The organism is Kovacikia sp. CALU 1929 (genome assembly GCF_056784235.1).
This window is the reverse complement of record NZ_JBXBCF010000085.1, coordinates 1-18547: the sequence shown is the minus strand read 5'-3', so window position 1 is coordinate 18547 and position 18547 is coordinate 1. Positions and strand designations below refer to the sequence as shown.

The window sequence follows — 18547 nt, the reverse complement described above, 5'->3', positions numbered from 1 at the left end:
CCCTCACACCTATCCCCTCACTTTCCTATGCAAACACTCACAAGCCCCAAAGCTACTTCCCAGACCCACCACGAGCCATTCCTGGTCATTGAAAATGTCTCCAAGTCATACCCCACACCAGACGGTCCCTATGTGGTTCTGGAAGACATTGACCTGACTGTGAAAGAAGGCGAATTTGTCTGTGTGATTGGGCATTCTGGTTGTGGTAAAACCACTCTGTTGGATACAGTTTCAGGGTTCCGCAAGCCAACCATGGGCGAGGTTCGGGTTCAGGGTAAGCGGGTTACCCGCCCCGGGCCCGATCGCATGGTCGTGTTCCAAAACTACGCTTTGTTGCCCTGGAAAACCGCATTTGAAAATGTTTACCTGGCAGTCCATGCGGTCTATCCCGAAAAGTCTAAGAAGGAAAAGACCGAAATTGTGCGGGAACATCTGGCAATGGTGGGTCTGGATGAAGCCATGCACAAAAAGCCAGGGCAACTGTCTGGCGGCATGAAACAGCGCGTCTCAATTGCCCGCGCCCTGTCGATCTATCCTCAGGTGTTGATTCTGGACGAACCCTTTGGAGCGCTGGATGCCATCACCAAAGAAGAACTTCAGGAGGAACTCTTGGAAATCTGGAGTAAACACCGCGTCACTGTCATGATGATCACCCATGACATTGATGAAGCACTATTTTTGGCAGACCGAATTGTGATGATGACCAACGGTCCCCACGCCAAGATTGGCGAGATCATGGACGTTCCTTTCTCCCGTCCCCGCAACCGCACCCAGATCATGGAAGATCCCCAGTACTACACCCTCCGCAACCATGCCCTCGATTTTCTGTTTAGCCGCTTTGCTTTAGCCCATTAGGGTTGGACGTGTTGTTAGGTGTTAGTAGTTGGTTGTTGGTTGTTCAATTGACTCACTAATCACTAAAAACTAATAACCAACAACTGTTTACTCCCTAGCACCTGACACCTATAACTTGCCCTATGGTTCAGAGCTTTACCTCACTCCCCACCGACTGGTCGGACCGCATTCTCTGCTACTACGAGAATGCAACCAACCAGGTTCAACTGGCTCGCATCGCTAATGTGCCCAACTGGCTTTACGAGCGGATGGTGTTTCCGGGACAGCGGCTCTTGTTTGAGGCGCTCCCCGATGCCCACTTAGAGGTTCATGTTTGCACAGGGAATATGACTCTGTTGGAGCGGATTCCCTGTCCACGCCTGCGGGTTAGAGAGAAGGCTCAAAACGCCTCAACAGCATCTAATCACAACGATTTGGTTGATTCAGCGGAATGACAACATCCAGTTCAACGAAAACGCTTTGTCCCTACTGTGGGGTCGGCTGTGGTTTGGAAGTAGTGCCAAAGGGCGAAGCCTGTGAGGATGGAACAGCCGCCAGCCAGTGGCAGGTCAGGGGCGATCGCTCCCATCCTTCCAGTCAGGGCATGGTTTGTGTCAAAGGGGCAACAGTACTGGAGTCGCTCGACAAAGACCGTTTGCTCTATCCCATGCTGCGGGATTCGCTGGATCAGCCGTTTCGGCGGGTGAGTTGGGAAGAAGCTTTGGGGCAAGTGTGCGATCGCATCCAGTCTGTGCGGGCTGGATACGGGCCCAATGCCCTGTGTATGTATGGGTCTGGGCAGTTTCAGACGGAAGAGTACTATGTTGCCCAGAAGTTGATGAAAGGCTGTCTGGGCAGTAACCATTTTGATGCCAATTCGCGCCTGTGCATGTCCTCAGCCGTAGCAGGCTATGTCCAGAGTTTGGGGTCTGATGGTCCCCCCTGCTGTTATGAAGATTTGGATTTGACCGACTGCGCCTTTCTGATTGGCAGCAATGCCGCGGAATGCCACCCAATTGTGTTCAACCGTTTGCGGAAACACCACAAGAAAAATCCCCATGTGAAGCTGATTGTGGTCGATCCACGCTGCACCACAACCGCCGATGCCGCCGACCTGCACCTGGCAATTCGTCCCGGTACGGATATTGATTTACTCAACGGCATTGCCCACTTGCTGGTGCAATGGGATTTAATCGACAAAGATTTCATTCAGCACCATACCCACGGGTTTGAAGCGTTTGTTGAGGTCATCCGCCACTACTCCCCCCAGATGGTAGCGGAACGTTGCCAGATTGCTCCGGAGGATGTGGAAACTGCTGCCCGTTACTGGAGTGAATCACAACGGGTACTGTCCATGTGGTCGATGGGGGTGAACCAGTCTTCTGAAGGGACGGCAAAGGTTCGTGCCATCATCAATCTGCATTTGATGACGGGCATGATTGGTAAACCCGGTGCTGGCCCGTTTTCTCTCACAGGTCAACCCAACGCGATGGGCGGACGGGAAGCGGGGGGACTATCGTACCTGCTGCCGGGGTACCGTTCCGTCAGTAATGCCCACCATCGGGCTGAGGTCGAACAAGCCTGGGAACTGCCTGCCGGAAGCATTCAGCCTGTCCCCGGTCGGACTGCCTGGGACATGATCACTGGCTTAGAAGCGGGGGATGTACAGTTTCTCTGGATTGCAGCCACCAATCCCGTGGTCAGTATGCCCGATCTGGAACGAACGAAGGCAGCCCTGCGGCGATCGCCCTTCACGGTCTACCAGGACTGCTACTACCCAACCGAGACTTCTGCCTATGCCCATTTATTACTGCCTGCTTCCCAGTGGGGTGAAGAAACCGGCACCATGACCAACTCAGAACGCCGGGTCACCCTCTGCCAGAAATTTCGCAACCCGCCCGGTGAGTCCCGCCCCGATTGGGAAATTTTTGCAGAAGTCGGTCGCCGTCTCGGTTTTACCAAGCAGTTTGCCTTTCAAACCGTGTCTCAAGTCTTTGCCGAATTTACCCAACTCACCCGCGATCGCCCCTGCGACATGTCTGGTATGAGCCATGAGCGACTGGCGGCAGAAGGTCCCTTGCATTGGCCTCTACCAGGAGGGGATGGGAGAGATAGGGAAGGTGGAGTAATGAGTTCTCCTCAAGTGTCAACTCTCAACTCTCAACTCTCAACTCTCAACTCTCAACTCTCAACTCCCCGCCTCTATACTGATCTCCACTTCCATACTCCGGATGGTCGTGCCCGGTTTGCGGCTTACCACTCCCGTGGACTAGCGGAACCGCCGGATAACAGCTATCCTTTCATCCTGACCACGGGCAGGCTGTACGGTCACTGGCATACCCAAACCCGCACGGGACGGATTCAGAAAACCAGCGAGATGTATGACAGCCCGTTTATTGAGATTCATCCCCGCGATGCGGAAAAGTTGGGGGTTCTAGAGGGAGAGATGGTAGAAGTCCGATCTCGCCGGGGGATGGCGCGGTTCCCGGCAACAGTGACAAAGGCGATCGCGCCCGGTACGGTGTTTGTGCCTATGCATTGGGGCGAAATGTGGGCAGACCATGCGGAGGCAAATGCCCTCACCCATCACCATGCGTGCCCTGACTCTGGTCAACCAGAATTGAAAGCCTGTGCGGTTCAACTTCTGCCAATCCACACAAACCGGCTTACGTCGGAGTCGCTGACTCAATCCGCCCCATCGGTTATTGTCTCTTCACCATTGTCGGTTTAGAGGGCTGTCAAGAGCTAATTTGTAAGTTAGAAACCCCAAAACAATAACCGAAATCCCATTAAACAATCTATTTATCCAATTTATAAGGACAAGTTTGCCCAGTTTGCTAAACAGCATGGGGGCAAAACCCAAGCGCAGATGGCTGAGTTATGGGAAAGCTCAATTAGTACTGGCACCATTTCTAGGATGTTACATCAACTCGGTTTAAGTCGAAAAAAAAGCTTGCCAGAGTTATACACTTAGTAATTCAGGTTAGGCGCTTTTATCCTGGGCGCAATTGAGGATTGCCGCATTTACAATTAGTTTATGTGTACTATTTATGCCCGTAGTTTATGTACTGCATATCTGGTGCTATCGAAATTGAATGCAGCACGTTCAACTCAATATGTAGGGCTGTACTTAAATTAGCTAAATAAAATCAGCCCAGTCAACGCTTTACATTGGGTAACTTGAGGCAAGCTTTTCGAGATGAAGGAAATCCAGGTATGACTTATAGAGTTCAGGATATCGCTGGAGAGTTTGCAACCGATTCTGAAAGTGGACAGCAAATCTATGACTGCATTCACTCTGCACTCCTGGCGGGTCATTCTGTGGAGCTAGACTTCAACGGAGTCACCGTCTTTGCCTCTGCCTTCTTCAACTTCGCGATCGGGCAACTGCTGAAAGATCTTTCCCCTGACAAGCTCAACGAACTTCTCAAGATCACCAACCTGTCTGCCAACGGGCACAGCATTTTGAAGCGCGTCATTGAGAACGCCAAGCACTATTATTCTGATGATCAATACCAGAACGCAGTTGATACCGTGCTAGAACAGTACGCTGCAAGCTTCTAGATCATGCCCATCAATCTCACTATCCAGGCGGAAGTCATCGACATTCGCAACGATATTCCACGTCAGGATGATATTTTTCTAGTCGATACTAATGTCTGGCTCTGGCAAACCTACACTAACGCGATCGCTTCATCTCCCAATGCTCCTAACAAAATTCGAGCTTATACCCCCTACCTCAGTAAGGCGCGACGGAACGGAGCAACCCTGGTCTACTCTGGCTTAATCCTGGCAGAACTTGCCCACGCCATTGAGAAAACAGAGCCTAAGATCTACAATCAACGGACAGGAAGTTCTCTAGACGCTAAAGAATATCGCCACAACAACCTAGCGGAACGGGCAAGCGTCGTTGCAGAGGTTGAATCAGCTTGGCAGCAGGTTGAGGGATTGGCTCTACCAATTGATTTGATAGTCAACGAAGAAATTACCAATGCCTCTCTAGCCCGTTTCCAAGACCCAGGCTCTTGATGTACGATCTTCTGATCCTCGAAGCCATCAGTCGAGCAGAGGCAGGGCAAGTAAAGATCATCACTGATGACATGGATTATGCCGTCGTTCTTGATATCCAGGTTCCAGCACTTCGCGATCGCTCCACTGATAATGGCACCCAAATTTAAACTTTGTCATTCCGAGCAAGACGAAGAATCTGGATAGATCGCAAAAGCCTGAGATCCTTTACTCGATGCTACTTGGTTCAAGATGACAATATACTTCACAAAAATCGAAAGCCTTCCGTACCTTGCAGCTTGGCATAGTCAGAGTAATCAGCCTCAGGGTTTTTCCTAGCCCCCTGCCCTCCTTCCTCTCTCCCCTCCTTTCTCCCCTGCCCCCTTACTTCTCTTCCCTCCCATGCCCTACTACGTAATCTACGATGGCAACTGCAACCTGTGTGTTACTCTGGTACGCCTATTAGAAAATCTGGATCAGGGAAACCTGTTTCAGTACATCCCGATGCAGGATGAGGAGTCCCTCAACGATCTGGGAATTACTGCTCAAGACTGCGAAATGGGGATGATTCTGGTCAATGCTGATTTTCCAGACCAGCGGTGGCAGGGAACGGCGGCTGCCGAGGAAATTGGACGAGTTCTGCCAATGGGTGAGGTGTTTGTGAACGCTTACCGGGCATTGCCCGGAGTAAAGTGGGTGGGCGATCGCGCCTACGAGCAGATTCGTGATCACCGCTATGCCATCTTTGGTCAGCGCACCACGACCTACCAATCAATTTATCCAGCCTGTCTGTCGGAGAACTGTCGTTTGTGAAACCTGGATGGGAATCTGAAAAAGGGAATTTTCTCACCAATTTTTACAAAAGGCTTGTCAAATGATCCAAATTATCGATACGATAGGATTCGCAATGTTGAGCGTTCCTCAGTAGCTCAGTGGTAGAGCGGTCGGCTGTTAACCGATTGGTCGCAGGTTCGAATCCTGCCTGGGGAGTTGGTATAAAAGGATATAAGGAAAAGGGATGAAGGATGAGTTGGTAAAGCAGCGTCCCTTACCCAATCAATTTTCTGAATTCTGGCTACTCTCTCCAGAGATCACTTTTCTCAATCACGGTTCGTTTGGTGCCTGTCCGGTGCCGGTGCTGGAGGCTCAGAACCGATTGCGGGAACGGATAGAGCGTCAGCCATTTCAGTTTTTTGCCAGGGATATGGAGGGGTTGATGGATACCGCTCTCAGTGAACTGGCAGCATTTGTGGGAGCAGATGCGGCGGATCTGGTGTTTGTGCCCAATGCAACGACTGGCATCAATACGGTGTTAAAGTCCCTTAAATTTGAGCCAGGAGATGAGCTGCTGACCACTAATCAGGAATACAACGCCTGCTGCAATGCTTTAAATTATGTGGCTGAACGATTTGATTTGAGGATTGTCGTTGCCGACGTGCCCTTTCCTATTCAATCTCCAGAGATGGTGGTTGAAGCCGTCACTCACTGTGTTTCATCCAGGACCCGGTTAGCATTGCTCGACCATGTGGTCAGCCAAACTGGACTGGTGTTTCCCATCGCCCAATTAATTCAAGTAATGACCCAAAGGGGCATTGAGACTCTGATCGATGGTGCCCATGCTCCCGGTATGGTGCCACTAAACCTGCGCCAATTAGGAGCCACCTACTACACCGGCAACTGCCACAAATGGTTGTGTGCCCCTAAAGGCGCAGCTTTTTTATATGTACAACGCGATCGCCAATCTGCTATTCGCCCCCTCACTATTAGCCACGGTGCCAACTCTCCCCGTCGCGATCGCTCCCAGTTTCGATTGGAGTTTGACTGGATGGGCACCGTCGATCCCACGTCATACCTCTGTGTGCCAGAAGCCATTCAGTTTATGGGATCACTACTGGCTAACGGCTGGTCTGAATTAATGGCAAAAAATCGGACTCTAGCGCTGGCTGTTCGTCGAAGCCTCCATGAAGCGCTAAATCTACCCCTGTCCTGCCCTGATGAGATGGTTGGTTCCATGGCGGTTCTTCCCTTGCCTGATGGTAACCCTCAAAAACTCCAGGATGAACTGCTAAATCGCTACCAGATTGAAGTGCCAGTCATTCCCTATCCCAACCCTACTAGCCGAAAGGTGAGAATTTCTGCCCAACTTTACAACTATTTAGAGCAGTACGAGTACCTGCTAGAAGCTCTGACAAACTTGCTAGATGAAGAGAAAAAAGAAAAAATCACTTGTAAATAAGTAATGCGATTTATGGACAATTGATCCCCAAAATAAATCTTTATGAGAACCCGATTAACTCCGTATTTGCCCTTAATCTTCATCGGTTTTTAGGCTGAATCAGGAAGACCAGATCCTTGAAAGTCTTCCCGGACTTCGGTCAACGGTCTTTAGATAGATCCTGGACGGTTGGTAAAAGGCAATACTCAATATTGTAATAATTACTAGGATTTTCCAGAGTTCCTGAAAAAGGGCTAATTGTGCCTATCTTTTGCTTCTTTTATAGTGGAAGGCATCTGATTTAATTTTTTTGTTGCTAGGGTTTACCCCACATAATTTTTTACTAACTTGCTTTAAGAGGCGCTCTATGAATACGTGTCCGTGCTGCTCTGAAGTGCTACTACGCCATGCCCGCCATAGTGGCATTTACTGGTTTTGTCCCTATTGCTGGCAAGAAATGCCTGATCCCTCTTTAGAAGCTAGAAATGCCCGTCGTTCCCTAGATCTTCTGTCAATGCCGCCATTGTCCAGTTTGGTTACTCAATTATCTGTTCATTAATCGACCTTTTTAATTAGGAAATTTGGATTCATAAACTTTATCTTTTAGCAATCTCCTTCAAGCTTATCCCAAGGGTTCTTGGGTTTAACTAGGCTTTAAATTGCACTTTAGTGGCTGAGGCTTTTTGGATAAACTTTTACTGGTGCATTGCTGATTTAGCTATCAACAAAGAATGGACGATCGCCCAGAAAAATAATCCTCCGGGCGATCATTTTTGTATTGGGATTTTTAGCGATTAAAATATATTTAATCAGGTGTATGGAGTTTTTGAGTTTAAATATACGCAAGTGACTCAGCCGATGCGGAAATCCCCGAGGGGGTGCCTCACCCCAGTAAAGGCAGTGTACTGTTCTTATATTGTTTGTAAATGAACGGAAATTCCTTTCCAATCACAGTACTGATTAGAAGGACGTTTCTCCCTCCCCCAGTGCCTGGGTCATGATTGTGATGGATTGTTGTAATGGTGACTGTTTTGGGCATCTTAGTAACGAAGGGTGTATCGTAAGTAAACGGCGGAATCCGTAGTTCCAAGGACATTTATGGATGCTTCAAGCGTAAAGAGGGCAACTTCAGCAACTCTTCAACGGATTTCCCGCATGAACGACACTCCTATTTGCCGTCTCTACCCGGATAATGAAGTCAGGGTCGCAATACTCCAGTTGTCGAAAATTGATAGCGAGTGGTGCTAATGAGCTACTGCTTAAACTCGGGCTGTCCAAATCCTCAAAACTCACTTCAGGTAGACGTGTGTCAGGCTTGTGGTGCGAAACTGCTCCTGCGCGATCGCTATCGAGTGATGCAAACGCTAGGTCAGGGCGGTTTCGGGGCTACTTTCCTCGCGATCGATGAATCGCTACCCGGTCAACCCAACTGTGTCATCAAGCAACTACGTCCCACTGCAACCGCTCCCCATGTCCTGGACATGGCACGGGAACTCTTTAAGCGAGAAGCCGAAACCCTCGGTAGAATTGGGAACCATCCCCAGGTGCCTCGCCTGCTCGACTATTTCGAGGCAAACCAAGAATTTTACCTGGTTCAAGAATATGTCAGTGGCTCTACTCTACAACAAATCGTCAAAAAAGATGGACCACTGACTGAGCATGGGGTCAAGCATTTTCTCAGTGAAATTTTGCCTGTCCTCGAGTACATTCACAATAACCGAGTCATTCATCGAGACATTAAACCTGCCAACATCATTCGGCGTGCCCAGGATCACAAACTGGTGCTAATTGACTTTGGGGCAGTTAAGTACCAGCAGCAGTCCCAGACCAGTAATTCGGAGCAAACGGCATTCACTTCTTATGCAATCGGGACACCGGGCTTTGCTCCACCAGAACAGATGGCAATGCGCCCGGTTCCCGCCAGTGATGTTTATGCGCTGGGTGTCACCTGCATTTATTTACTCACCGGCAAGTCTCCCAAAGACCTTGACTACGACCCCACCACAGGCGAATTGCTTTGGAGAAAGTATGTTCATATCAGTGAGCATTTTGCCAAAGTGCTGGAGAACATGCTAGAGGTGTCGGTCAAACGTCGCTACCAGGATGCACAGAAGATTTTTAGAGAACTCGATTTAGAGCCTTATCTGGAAAGCCTGGAAAAGGGTATGGCAAAACAAGGAGGGGCTGGGCGAAAACCGGGTAGCTATCGCGATCCTGACTCGACTGGCGGTACTCCTTCATCACCGGCTACCCGTGCCGCCATGGCAATTCGGGCACGACAACGACTGGATTCTACCGGGCTGCAATCCGGATCCGGTCGCGGCTCCAGTATTGACTCTCGTTCTTCTCTTAATTCATCCCTCCGCAACCGGGATAACTCAGCCGGTCGGCGACGGGAGTTTACTGGAGAGAAGAGTAGAATCCCCGTTCGGTTAGACGCTGATAACTTGAAAACCTACTACGCAAAGGGAGTGCGTGATTTTGCCTCCCATGACCTCAACGGCATCTCCCTGCCAAAAGCAAACCTGGCGGGTGCCAATTTTCATCAGGCAAACCTGAATAAAATCAACCTTCAGGGTGCCATCCTATCCAATACTGATTTTGGCCGGGCAAACCTGAATCGGGCAAACTTGCGAGATGCCAATTTAGTCAAAGCATACCTGAGCAATGCGGATTTGGAGTCTGCTGACCTGCGGGGAGCCGACCTCTCTTCTGCTTATTTACTGAACGCTAATCTGCGGGGGGCAAATCTCTGTGGTGCAAACCTGACTGGTGCCAAGTTAACTGAAGAGCAACTGGCAATGGCGCGCACAAATTGGATGACGGTTCGACCCAGTGGAAAGCGGGGCATGTGGTAATTATTGAGGCAGTGTCCACCCAACCCGTGTAGGTTGCTCATACACACGCTTCAGGGTATTGATATCCCGGTTGGAAATGGGCGGAGAATTTCGCACCTGGGAGAAATAGAGGGCATCTGTCTGTAAGGGGCTATGCCCCCAGATACCGAGAGCATGCCCAATTTCATGGCGAGCGGCTGCCTGGATGTAAGAAATAGCTTGATCGGGGCGCAGATAAATTGTAAATCGGTGTGCCAGGGTTCCCCCTTCAGAGGGGGCAGTCGAAGCAGCCTGCCGCAGGTAAAGCTCAAATCGGGTTTCAGCGGAACGGGCACGACTGAGGGGAAGGGTGGGTCGTCCGCTGGTACTAGCTGGGGCTGGTTCATCCGGGTCAAGTCGGAGGGGAGGAGGCGATCGCCGAATTGTAATGTCTGCCCCTTCAGCCTGGGGGACGATTTGCAAAGGCAAATAGGGATTCCACTCCTGTACTGCCTGGGAGACGGCTGTGATCCATGCCTCTGCCCGACTGGTCGTAAACGGATACCTGGCTTCTTCAGCGGTCAGTGGCTCAATGAAAATGCTAACTGGAAAGGTTGACCAAATCAAATAGCCTGCACTAACCGACTTGACCTGATCAAAATAATCTCCTGATTGCGCGGCATCCTGCCATCTTGCCAGAGTAGACGGTAGAGGGTGGGGGCGGAGGGAAGGTAGCGAGAGAGGGGACCGGGTTAGGCCGCTAGACAGGACCTCTAGATTTGCCAGGGTTGGGCGCGCGAAACTTTCAGTGAAATAGGGGGGGGGGGATGGTGAAGTGGAGGGCAGGGTCGCCTGACTGGAGAGGATAGAAACTTGGGGAAGGGCGATCGCCAACCCTGTTCCAACCAGTACAACGAGCAATCGTCGGATCCAGCTTTTCAGGCAAAATGCCATTGTTCTCCAAGAATAGGGCGGTGATTAGCTATTTGGGCAACCAGTTAGCACTTAGAATCACCGTCAGGCTCATAAAGACGACGGTCAGAATCCAGGTCACACGATTGAGAGTGGTTTCAGCACTCTTGGTGCTGGTGAACAACTGTGCCTGCCCTCCCAATCCCCCTAAACCGTCACCTTTGGGACTGTGAAGCAGCACCAGAATAATCAGACCGAGGGCAGATAGCGCCCAAATTGCTTGAACAATATACGTCAATGGCATTGAGTAACCTTTAATGCAGAGGGCAATGGGTCTTAAACCACAGTTTCTAGTCTAGTACTCTGGGGTGTCAGTCGGCATTCATTTGGGGGTGTCGGTAGTCGGTGCTATTTAGCGGGCAACCTTGATTGGAGTGCGGTTAGCGCGAATTTCGACATCCGTTGGCAGGATCATTGAGCGCCCAGTCATTTCAGGGGGTTGGGGCAGTTTCAAAATGTCGAGAATGGTGGGGGCAATATCTGCCAGACGACCATCGGAGCGTAGGGCTACTTCGGTGCCATGACCGGGGATCTTGCGCCCTTCGCCTTCAACCAGGATAAAGGGAACCGGATTGGTTGTGTGTGCTGTCCACGGGTTGCCCTGCGCATCCCACATCAGTTCGGCATTACCGTGATCCGCAATGATGATGGTGGTACCGCCTGCCTGAATCACACTTTCGAGGAGACGACCAAGGCAGCGATCCACTGTTTCCAAAGCCTGAATCGTCGGTTCCATTTTGCCCGTATGACCTACCATGTCAGGGTTGGCATAGTTAATCACAACAAACGAGTATATGCGTTTGCCAATCGCCGCGATCGCCCCTTCTGTAACCTTATCGGCAGACATGGGGGGTTCGCGATCATAGGTGGCGACCGCAGGACTGGGAACCAGTTCTCGGTCTTCGCCAGCAAAAGGTTCTTCAATGCCACCATTGAAAAAGTAGGTGACGTGAGCATATTTTTCAGTCTCAGCCGTGCGGAACTGGCGCAAACCGTGTTGAGCAATCACCTGACCGAGAATGTTATTGAGGTTTTGAGGTTCAAAGGCAACCAGCACAGGCAGGTTGGAATCGTATTGGGTGAAGGTGACAAAAGCCAGAGGTTCGATCCATTCCCGCTCAAATCCTTCAAAGGTTGGATCAACAAAGGCTTGAGTTAGCTGGCGGGCACGGTCAGGGCGGAAGTTGAAGAAGATCACCCCATCCCCAGGTTCTACAGAGCCGGAAGCAATGCGGGTTGGAAGCACAAACTCATCTGTGATACCAGCATCGTAGGATGATTGCAATACCTCAAACACGGAGCGCCCATCCCCATCTCCATCCTGGGTCATCACATCAAAAGCAAGCTTGACACGATCCCAACGGCGATCTCGATCCATGCTGTAATAGCGCCCACTGAGCGTAACAATTTTGCCCAACCCGATCGCATCGAGATGATCCTGAATCCGTTGGATTGAATGAATCCCTGATGATGGAGGGGTATCGCGCCCATCCGTAACAGCGTGGACACAAACCTCACTCAGTAGTTGGGCCTTTGCCATGTCAAGCAACCCTAACAGATGATCGACATGGGAGTGGACACCACCATCCGAACACAGCCCAATCAGATGCAGCTTGCTGCCTCTTTGCTTCACTTCCTGACAAACTTTGACGAGAGCGGGATTTTGGAGCAGAGTGCCGTCTTCGACTGCATCTGAAATCCTGACTAGCTCCTGAGGGACCACCCGACCGGCTCCTATATTAAGGTGCCCAACTTCTGAGTTACCCATCTGCCCTTCAGGTAACCCAACGGCTTTACCTGAAGTCCGAATCAATGTGTGAGGATAGGCTGCCCAGAGACTATCCACCACAGGAGTGTTTGCAGCCGCAATGGCGTTACCATCCGTTTCCTCGCGGTAACCCCATCCGTCTAAGATGACCAGTACTACTGGAGACACAGGCGCTTGCGCCATACTCAAACTCGCCCTTCCATCTAGAGTAATTCTCCGCAAATCATACCATTGGTGTCATCATCCTCAAATTAGCAAAGATACCAGAGTGAAGACTTTCTGACAGTAGATCCACTTGATATAACCAGTATCCATGCTTGTCTGGATTGACTCAGTGCATTTCTTTCCTTGATCCTAACTTGTGATCGAAGGAGAATTCAACAATGCTCCCGTTGAATGCAAAAATAGCAGTTGCTTACAGCGTTTCCTTTCTGGGTGAGGTACGTCTCATCTGTTTGACTCAAGGATTCTACGGCTATCCATGAACCTCACCGGATTCAAAAACGCTATATCTTGAACTAAACCTGAACGAGTAACTTTATGGAGTGGACCGCTGAAGCAGAGGCACGGCTCAAAGAAATTCCTTTTTTTGTGCGTCCGGCAGCCCGTAAAAAAATTGAGAAGTTTGCCCAGGAACTGGGAACCTCTCAAATTACGGTTGAAGTGTATGAACAAGCAAAACAGAAGTTTGGCTCTAATTAAGGCGGATAAAGGTACATGCCAACTGGCTCTATCCTCTATCCGCCTATTCGTCTCTCGCCTATCCCAATTCAGGAGATGGATTCCCTTGAAGAGGCAGTATCGATCCACTTAGGGCTGTACGCGAAAATAAGATCCCTTCGATGCGTTACGGCTAATGCCTAACACATCCTACAACTGGGACATTATTTGATTGCAAGCCCCTTAGTAACGGTTTGTTTGAGAACCTACCTCGTTTGGGTCACGGTAGCGAGTCGGTTCATCGGTTGTCGATCGCGCGTTATTCTTCCCAGCTAAACCTGCCAGCCCAATCAAACCCAGCAGCCCTAATAAACCCCAATCAAACTCTTCCCCTTGAGTTTGTTGTTGTGTAGTTTGCCCGGTTGCGGGGGCATCTTGAGCGATCGCAGGTAAGGTAGAAAGACTCAAAGCGAGAAAGGTAGCTCCAAAGACTTTTGCTAAAGAAGAACGTTTCATTTTTGATTTCCTTTCAATTCTGTACATGGACATCGAAATATTGCATAAACGCAGGAGAAAATTTACCGGGTTTGCCTTGCCTGACTTCTTTTCGAGATCAAGCGCTGTTCATATCGCTGAAGGATGGAATGGTTTTGCTCATTCATTCCATATAGATCAGGATCCTGTTGGTAGTTGTAAGCAGGTACGTCGTTTGAGTAACCTGGCTGTGAATAACTTGAGTGTCCAGGCACAGGGGCTGGCTGAACTGGAGGACGTGCTGGGGTGCCCTGTTGTTGGTAGTAGCGATCTGCATCTGGAGCAACCGTAGGAGGGTAACCCGCTGTTTGATTTCCCATTGGCATCGGTCCACCCGCGGCGGGGATCCCAGCAGGATGGCTATCTAGCGGTGCGGATGCCTCCAATGGGCTGACCTGAGGACTCACTGGGGGTCTACGGTAAGAGCCTCTCACCCGTTCTTCATACTGGTCATCAATTTTCAAACTGTCGTTGAATTCAGGCAGGTTTTCAGCCTGTTCTTTGGTGAATCCCAAAGCCCGCACATGCCGCCCATCGCTATCAATTTGAGTGCGGCCAACGGGCATTAATACCTTCTTACCAAATCCCCAGAACCCTAAGTCAATTAGGAAGTAACGGAAATGCCCCTGGTCATCAACCAACAGGTCACTGATGGTACCAATTTTCTCATTGTTCACATCGGAGTAGACATCCAACCCTTTCAGGTCGTAGCCACCGAAGGTATCTTTGTAATCTGGATCAAAGTCTTTAATCTTTAATAAAGGCATATGACTTTCCTTTGTACTAAACGATCTTAAGAAGGTGCGTGTGCATGTCTGCTATCAATCATTGCTGTGACAGGCAAAGAGGTGTCTTAAAAGTGCCGACACGGGCGAAACCTTTTGTTAGATGGGATTGCCAAATGTTTGTAAAATCGGCAAAAACTTTTATTGCAACTTTAGTGGCACTACCAAAAAAAACATCTCAACATCTCCTAAGAAAATCCTAGGAAGTCTACTGTTTAAATTCCTCTTCCTAGCGGCTGACTTGGCTATTCACAAAGAATCTCTTCATCTATTCCTAAACGTAGATTTGAAGCTCAGCCCTAAAGTTCAGCCTTAGAGGTTGTTTGTGTAGTTGCGGTTTTAACCGCAACTACACAAACAAAGTTCGCCTGCACGGACTCAGACAAATAGGGATTTCCGTAACCTGTGGATGAGTGGATAGGTGGATGAGTGGATGAGTGGATGGCTGATGTAAGGCAGAACAGGATGAAGGGTTTTATGTGCGATCGAGTGTGGGATAGTGGTTCTTGCTCCAGGACAGCGGGTGGTTTTGGTTGAGGAACAGCCACCACCCCGACACTGCGATCCAGTGAATGACCGTGATAGTCCATAAAGAACCCGTGAGGCGATAGGCAACGGTGCAGGCTAAACCCAACAAGGTCATTAAAATCAGAAACGTTGAATGAGGAATCGTGGCATACCAGGATGGCAGTTTCCAACGGGCATAGAGCCATTGAAAGCCTACAAATGTCCCTAATGCCAGCATTGCCCAGCCCCACCAGGTTGTTTCGGGTAGCCAATCGACCGGATAAGGGATCAGGAGAACTCGAAATACATACTCTTGTAATAGGGCAGGAACGAACAGAAGCCGCAGCAACGTTCTTAATTGGTGATACCAGGGTTTCTGGGGTTGCCAGTGGAAAAATCCATTTGAGAAACCGAGGGGAAGGGCGATCGCCGCAAAACTCAGCAAAATTCCCAGCGTTTTGAGCCAATCGAAACCTGTGGGAATCGTGACTCCGCCAAAGGTGCGGATCACCAGGTAGGCGGGCAGCGGAATGTTGGTAAACGGCAGTTTCCATGCGCCCAGTAACAGGGTGGGTTCCAGGGGATCAATACCCGGATCGGTGCCACCGATTTGATTGGAACGCAGAAACCAGACGGTTGCGCCATGGTGCAAAAACAGTTGGGCAAGTTCATCGTGTCCCTGGCGGGGCATGGCGGTTCGCCAGCTAATCAACCCTGTTGCCAGGTTTTTGAGTTGGAAATCATCGATGCTGACAAACTGCTGATTGGTATGAACGCCCGTCAAGATGTCCGCGTTCTGCTGCCAATCCCAGCGCACTACCCCCATTGGGGTGAGCTCCTCTGCCAGATCCTTGCCCAGTTTTATCAACCGCCGAAAGCGATCGGTGTTTGGATCATCTGGATGGGTCTGCATCCATTGAATAATTTCAGGATTGGCTTCAATCTTTTGCCGGAATCGACGCAGGGTCATGAATAATGCTTGAGCAGAATCCTGAACGCAGGAGGTTGCCGAGGTGATGGTGGAATCGCCGCTGCCATCGCCAATCCGGTAGCGTGCCCCAACCAAACTGAGTTCAACAATCAGTTCGTTAAAGAAGGATAGTTTGGTGCCGCCAAAGTTGTAGTCCTCGGTTAGCTCGTCTAGCTGAATCAGGGCATCCGAAATCGGGCGAGTGCCCATGACGCCTCGACGCAAATTGCCCATGTAATTTGCCCAGGTTTGCCCACCGGATAGGGTGCCATCTCCACCATTGCCATACACCTGCAAATAGTCATAGTTGAGGATCGGGTCGTTTGTGAATGGATCTTGTGTCACTTCTCCCACGCCAAAGGAGAAGTGTCCGGCGTAGGTTCCAGCCACGAAGGACTCATGCTTGGGATGCGTGCCACCCCGTCCACCATAATTGTGGATTGCCAGAAAACGGGTTCCCACCTTCCAGGCAGCCTGAGCCGCTTCGGGCGTTTTAGCCGTTGAACCAACCAGTACCGTTTGAATACTGCCTTTGTGAGATACTACGTCTTTCCAGTTCTCAAAAACGATATATTTTAGCCCTTCTTTGTAACCGAGAATGACTTGCTGGGGACTAAGCTGGAGCAGCGATCGCGGCTGAATTGCCTGCACTGTAAACACTCCAGCTTGATCCGGTGAGCCAAAGATATACCAACCTGCCGAACCTGCGGCAGATTTTTCCAGATCACGGGTGGTCATGTTGAAGACCCCATCTTTGTCTGGCGGTTGCTGGGGGATGCGAATCATTGCTTGAGCGCCATCAAACTGCCGGGAAACAGGATTGTAATGTTGCACCCGGAACCGATCGCTGGTGCAGGGTGGATTTCCCGGACAGTGTTGAGGTAAATCGTTCGGGTCTTTGGGTCTCACTGGCGCTAGAATTTTCACCAACCCATAAAATCGCCCCGTTGCTTGGGCGGGTTCCCGGTTGATGCGAAGGGTCGTGGAGCTTTTAGGGTTTGGAGTTTGGGCTTCAGATGGAGGGACTTCCTTGCCATCGTTACCGTCTCTATTGCCCTTGTCTTCTCCTGTCTCCATCGCAACCGTTCCCCGTAATACGACGGTCACATCATCATAGGGATGCCCCCCTGCCAGGGATTGCAGCGGACCTACTTGGGCACGACCGTTGAGCCGGATGGGATTAATCACACCGTTTTTGAACGCCTGGTCAGCCGATGGGGTAAACCGAACATCGCGGGATGCCGTGTTGACGTATAGCTGTAAGCGTGGGTCTGTTTGCCACGCCAGTCGCACCGTTTGACCGACCAGAGATTTTGCATTAGCTGGTGCAACCTGAACTTCAAACCATGCCCAATCCGTTTCTTGCTGTTCCTTCGTAACTTGTTGATACTCGGCTGCCTCCGGCAAAATTAAGCGCCCCACCCATTCACCAACGGGACGGTAAACGGGGGACTGTGGAGCGGATGTGATGGGGTAGAAGCTAGGCTGGTTGAAGGGGGCTGTAATGGTGGAGGAATATTGCGAGGGGGGTAAGGCGGGTTCAACGGCTGGCAACCGAACACTATGCAGCACGAACAGGACAACTGCTGAGATTGCCAGGAATACTCTAAATGGCAGCGATCGCACGAATTGACCTTTAATCCATCGTTGCAGCGCATTGATCTTCATATGAACCTGCTGAGATTCTTATGGAGCATTAGGATGTACCCCGTAAATGGCTAGGATGAGCGTTGGAAGATAATTATACGGTTTGGCTGTGCCACAAGAAGCTCACTCCAAAGTACCGAGAGTATGTGCATAAAGCTAAGGAAAGCAAGCGGGTCTATCGTCTTCAGTCGCCTAAGCATGTGAAAGAGTTCTACCCAGCTGTCGAACTAGAACTCACAAAATAAAGGTGATTTGTGGTACTCAAAGTACTCAAAGAGAGATATGCCACCCGAAGAAGCTGCTTCTAAATAGATGTAAAGAAAGAAAATGATTCCTAGGAATTATCAAGGCGTAGGAGCAGTGCTTTGAGTTGGATGAGCAGCGTTTGCACTAGCCACTGTATCGGTTTAAAGATACCTGGGTCTGGCGTTAGTGGCAGACCCGCTGTGGTCAGTGGAGAATGTACGGAATTCGTCCTGATATAGCCATACCTCGTTTCAGTGAGGTGCATCCCATTAAGACGGGCTATGATGTGTAGGATGGAGAATGTCCCTTATACAAAGGAAAGCAGTAATTACAGCGTTAACAGGGAGTTATAGCAATCCCAAGTCAGTTGTGAGAATATAGAGAGGACTTAAGCACGACTCGGAATGGTTCTATGCTAGATGAACTGAATGACTTTATTGCCTCTAACCCGGATGCCTGTGAACTCAAGCGTGCTGTTGCCATCCAGATGTTTCTCAAAGGATACAAACATCGAGAGATTGGAGAGAGTATAGGAGTGAGTTCAGGCTTCATTAGCAAGTGGACTGGGCAGTACGAACGGTTAGG

17 protein-coding genes and 1 tRNA gene are annotated in these 18547 nt (G+C 50.1%); 12 read left to right on the top strand and 6 right to left on the bottom strand.

The features are described from left to right. Positions 1-27 precede the first annotated feature (27 nt). The 11 genes from AC1S52_RS23450 (at position 28) to AC1S52_RS23400 (ending at position 9915) form a co-directional block, all read left to right on the top strand. Positions 28-855 (top strand): nitrate ABC transporter ATP-binding protein, encoded by an 828-nt coding sequence (locus AC1S52_RS23450; RefSeq protein ID WP_482031458.1) that lies wholly within the window; start codon positions 28-30, stop codon positions 853-855. Between the two features lie 122 nt (positions 856-977). Beyond that, complete coding sequence (locus tag AC1S52_RS23445) at positions 978-1289, top strand: DUF1830 domain-containing protein (RefSeq protein WP_482031457.1); 312 nt, start codon at positions 978-980, stop codon at positions 1287-1289. Beyond that, complete coding sequence (locus tag AC1S52_RS23440; RefSeq protein WP_482031456.1) at positions 1286-3565, top strand: molybdopterin oxidoreductase family protein; 2280 nt, start codon at positions 1286-1288, stop codon at positions 3563-3565. The genes AC1S52_RS23445 and AC1S52_RS23440 overlap by 4 nt, the downstream gene beginning before the upstream one ends. A 485-nt stretch (positions 3566-4050) precedes the next feature. After that, a complete protein-coding gene (locus AC1S52_RS23435) occupies positions 4051-4398 on the top strand; it encodes an STAS-like domain-containing protein (RefSeq protein ID WP_482031455.1) in 348 nt (115 codons plus the stop codon). 3 nt (positions 4399-4401) lie between these two features. Then, the gene (locus AC1S52_RS23430; protein ID WP_482031454.1) at positions 4402-4863 is read left to right on the top strand and encodes a hypothetical protein; all 462 of its coding nucleotides are present in this window, start codon (positions 4402-4404) and stop codon (positions 4861-4863) included. Next, entirely contained in the window at positions 4863-5012 is a 150-nt protein-coding gene (locus tag AC1S52_RS23425; protein ID WP_482031453.1) for a hypothetical protein, read from the top strand. The genes AC1S52_RS23430 and AC1S52_RS23425 overlap by 1 nt, the downstream gene beginning before the upstream one ends. Before the next feature lie 232 nt (positions 5013-5244). Further along, positions 5245-5655 carry a thiol-disulfide oxidoreductase DCC family protein gene (locus AC1S52_RS23420; protein WP_482031452.1) on the top strand — a complete coding sequence of 137 codons (411 nt, stop codon included), beginning with the start codon at positions 5245-5247 and terminating at the stop codon, positions 5653-5655. 105 nt (positions 5656-5760) lie between these two features. Further along, a tRNA-Asn gene (locus tag AC1S52_RS23415) sits at positions 5761-5832 on the top strand. Between the two features lie 28 nt (positions 5833-5860). Further along, positions 5861-7078 (top strand): aminotransferase class V-fold PLP-dependent enzyme, encoded by a 1218-nt coding sequence (locus AC1S52_RS23410; RefSeq protein WP_482031451.1) that lies wholly within the window; start codon positions 5861-5863, stop codon positions 7076-7078. A gap of 346 nt (positions 7079-7424) precedes the next feature. Next, positions 7425-7616: a hypothetical protein gene (locus tag AC1S52_RS23405; protein ID WP_482031450.1), complete on the top strand. Its 192-nt coding sequence runs from the start codon at positions 7425-7427 to the stop codon at positions 7614-7616. A 688-nt stretch (positions 7617-8304) separates the two neighbouring features. After that, entirely contained in the window at positions 8305-9915 is a 1611-nt protein-coding gene (locus AC1S52_RS23400) for a protein kinase domain-containing protein (RefSeq protein WP_482031449.1), read from the top strand. Here AC1S52_RS23400 and AC1S52_RS23395 read toward each other — a convergent pair whose 3' ends face one another. The 3 genes from AC1S52_RS23395 to gpmI all read right to left on the bottom strand — a co-directional run bounded on the left by AC1S52_RS23395 (position 9916) and on the right by gpmI (position 12796). Then, the gene (locus tag AC1S52_RS23395; protein WP_482031448.1) at positions 9916-10827 is read right to left on the bottom strand and encodes a hypothetical protein; all 912 of its coding nucleotides are present in this window, start codon (positions 10825-10827) and stop codon (positions 9916-9918) included. 28 nt (positions 10828-10855) lie between these two features. Next, on the bottom strand, positions 10856-11089 hold the full coding sequence (gene secG, locus AC1S52_RS23390; protein WP_482031447.1) for a preprotein translocase subunit SecG: 234 nt from the start codon (positions 11087-11089) through the stop codon (positions 10856-10858). Between the two features lie 108 nt (positions 11090-11197). Continuing rightward, entirely contained in the window at positions 11198-12796 is a 1599-nt protein-coding gene (gene gpmI, locus AC1S52_RS23385; RefSeq protein WP_482031446.1) for a 2,3-bisphosphoglycerate-independent phosphoglycerate mutase, read from the bottom strand. Between the two features lie 357 nt (positions 12797-13153). On the opposite strand from gpmI, the gene AC1S52_RS23380 reads away from it, so the two are divergent. Continuing rightward, positions 13154-13315 (top strand): PCP reductase family protein, encoded by a 162-nt coding sequence (locus AC1S52_RS23380; protein ID WP_482031445.1) that lies wholly within the window; start codon positions 13154-13156, stop codon positions 13313-13315. Positions 13316-13516: 201 nt separating this feature from the next. Here the strand turns inward: AC1S52_RS23380 and AC1S52_RS23375 are convergent, their stop codons facing one another. The 3 genes from AC1S52_RS23375 to AC1S52_RS23365 all read right to left on the bottom strand — a co-directional run bounded on the left by AC1S52_RS23375 (position 13517) and on the right by AC1S52_RS23365 (position 17737). Then, positions 13517-13789 carry a WGxxGxxG family protein gene (locus tag AC1S52_RS23375; protein WP_482031444.1) on the bottom strand — a complete coding sequence of 91 codons (273 nt, stop codon included), beginning with the start codon at positions 13787-13789 and terminating at the stop codon, positions 13517-13519. A gap of 62 nt (positions 13790-13851) precedes the next feature. Further along, positions 13852-14574, bottom strand: a complete 723-nt coding sequence (locus tag AC1S52_RS23370; protein WP_482031443.1) for a PRC-barrel domain-containing protein — start codon at positions 14572-14574, stop codon at positions 13852-13854. 493 nt (positions 14575-15067) lie between these two features. Continuing rightward, the gene (locus tag AC1S52_RS23365; RefSeq protein ID WP_482031442.1) at positions 15068-17737 is read right to left on the bottom strand and encodes a CPBP family glutamic-type intramembrane protease; all 2670 of its coding nucleotides are present in this window, start codon (positions 17735-17737) and stop codon (positions 15068-15070) included. Positions 17738-18547 lie beyond the last annotated feature (810 nt).

What these genes read in the sequence shown, in the direction of transcription:
- AC1S52_RS23380 (WP_482031445.1), top strand. Translation starts at nt 13,154, where the DNA reads ATGGAGTGGACCGCTGAAGCAGAGGCACGGCTCAAAGAAATTCCTTTT.
- AC1S52_RS23365 (WP_482031442.1), bottom strand. Translation starts at nt 17,737, where the DNA reads ATGAAGATCAATGCGCTGCAACGATGGATTAAAGGTCAATTCGTGCGA.
- AC1S52_RS23430 (WP_482031454.1), top strand. Translation starts at nt 4,402, where the DNA reads ATGCCCATCAATCTCACTATCCAGGCGGAAGTCATCGACATTCGCAAC.
- secG (WP_482031447.1), bottom strand. Translation starts at nt 11,089, where the DNA reads ATGCCATTGACGTATATTGTTCAAGCAATTTGGGCGCTATCTGCCCTC.
- AC1S52_RS23450 (WP_482031458.1), top strand. Translation starts at nt 28, where the DNA reads ATGCAAACACTCACAAGCCCCAAAGCTACTTCCCAGACCCACCACGAG.
- AC1S52_RS23435 (WP_482031455.1), top strand. Translation starts at nt 4,051, where the DNA reads ATGACTTATAGAGTTCAGGATATCGCTGGAGAGTTTGCAACCGATTCT.
- AC1S52_RS23445 (WP_482031457.1), top strand. Translation starts at nt 978, where the DNA reads ATGGTTCAGAGCTTTACCTCACTCCCCACCGACTGGTCGGACCGCATT.
- AC1S52_RS23400 (WP_482031449.1), top strand. Translation starts at nt 8,305, where the DNA reads ATGAGCTACTGCTTAAACTCGGGCTGTCCAAATCCTCAAAACTCACTT.
- AC1S52_RS23420 (WP_482031452.1), top strand. Translation starts at nt 5,245, where the DNA reads ATGCCCTACTACGTAATCTACGATGGCAACTGCAACCTGTGTGTTACT.
- AC1S52_RS23425 (WP_482031453.1), top strand. Translation starts at nt 4,863, where the DNA reads ATGTACGATCTTCTGATCCTCGAAGCCATCAGTCGAGCAGAGGCAGGG.
- AC1S52_RS23395 (WP_482031448.1), bottom strand. Translation starts at nt 10,827, where the DNA reads ATGGCATTTTGCCTGAAAAGCTGGATCCGACGATTGCTCGTTGTACTG.
- AC1S52_RS23410 (WP_482031451.1), top strand. Translation starts at nt 5,861, where the DNA reads ATGAAGGATGAGTTGGTAAAGCAGCGTCCCTTACCCAATCAATTTTCT.
- AC1S52_RS23370 (WP_482031443.1), bottom strand. Translation starts at nt 14,574, where the DNA reads ATGCCTTTATTAAAGATTAAAGACTTTGATCCAGATTACAAAGATACC.
- AC1S52_RS23405 (WP_482031450.1), top strand. Translation starts at nt 7,425, where the DNA reads ATGAATACGTGTCCGTGCTGCTCTGAAGTGCTACTACGCCATGCCCGC.
- AC1S52_RS23440 (WP_482031456.1), top strand. Translation starts at nt 1,286, where the DNA reads ATGACAACATCCAGTTCAACGAAAACGCTTTGTCCCTACTGTGGGGTC.
- gpmI (WP_482031446.1), bottom strand. Translation starts at nt 12,796, where the DNA reads ATGGCGCAAGCGCCTGTGTCTCCAGTAGTACTGGTCATCTTAGACGGA.
- AC1S52_RS23375 (WP_482031444.1), bottom strand. Translation starts at nt 13,789, where the DNA reads ATGAAACGTTCTTCTTTAGCAAAAGTCTTTGGAGCTACCTTTCTCGCT.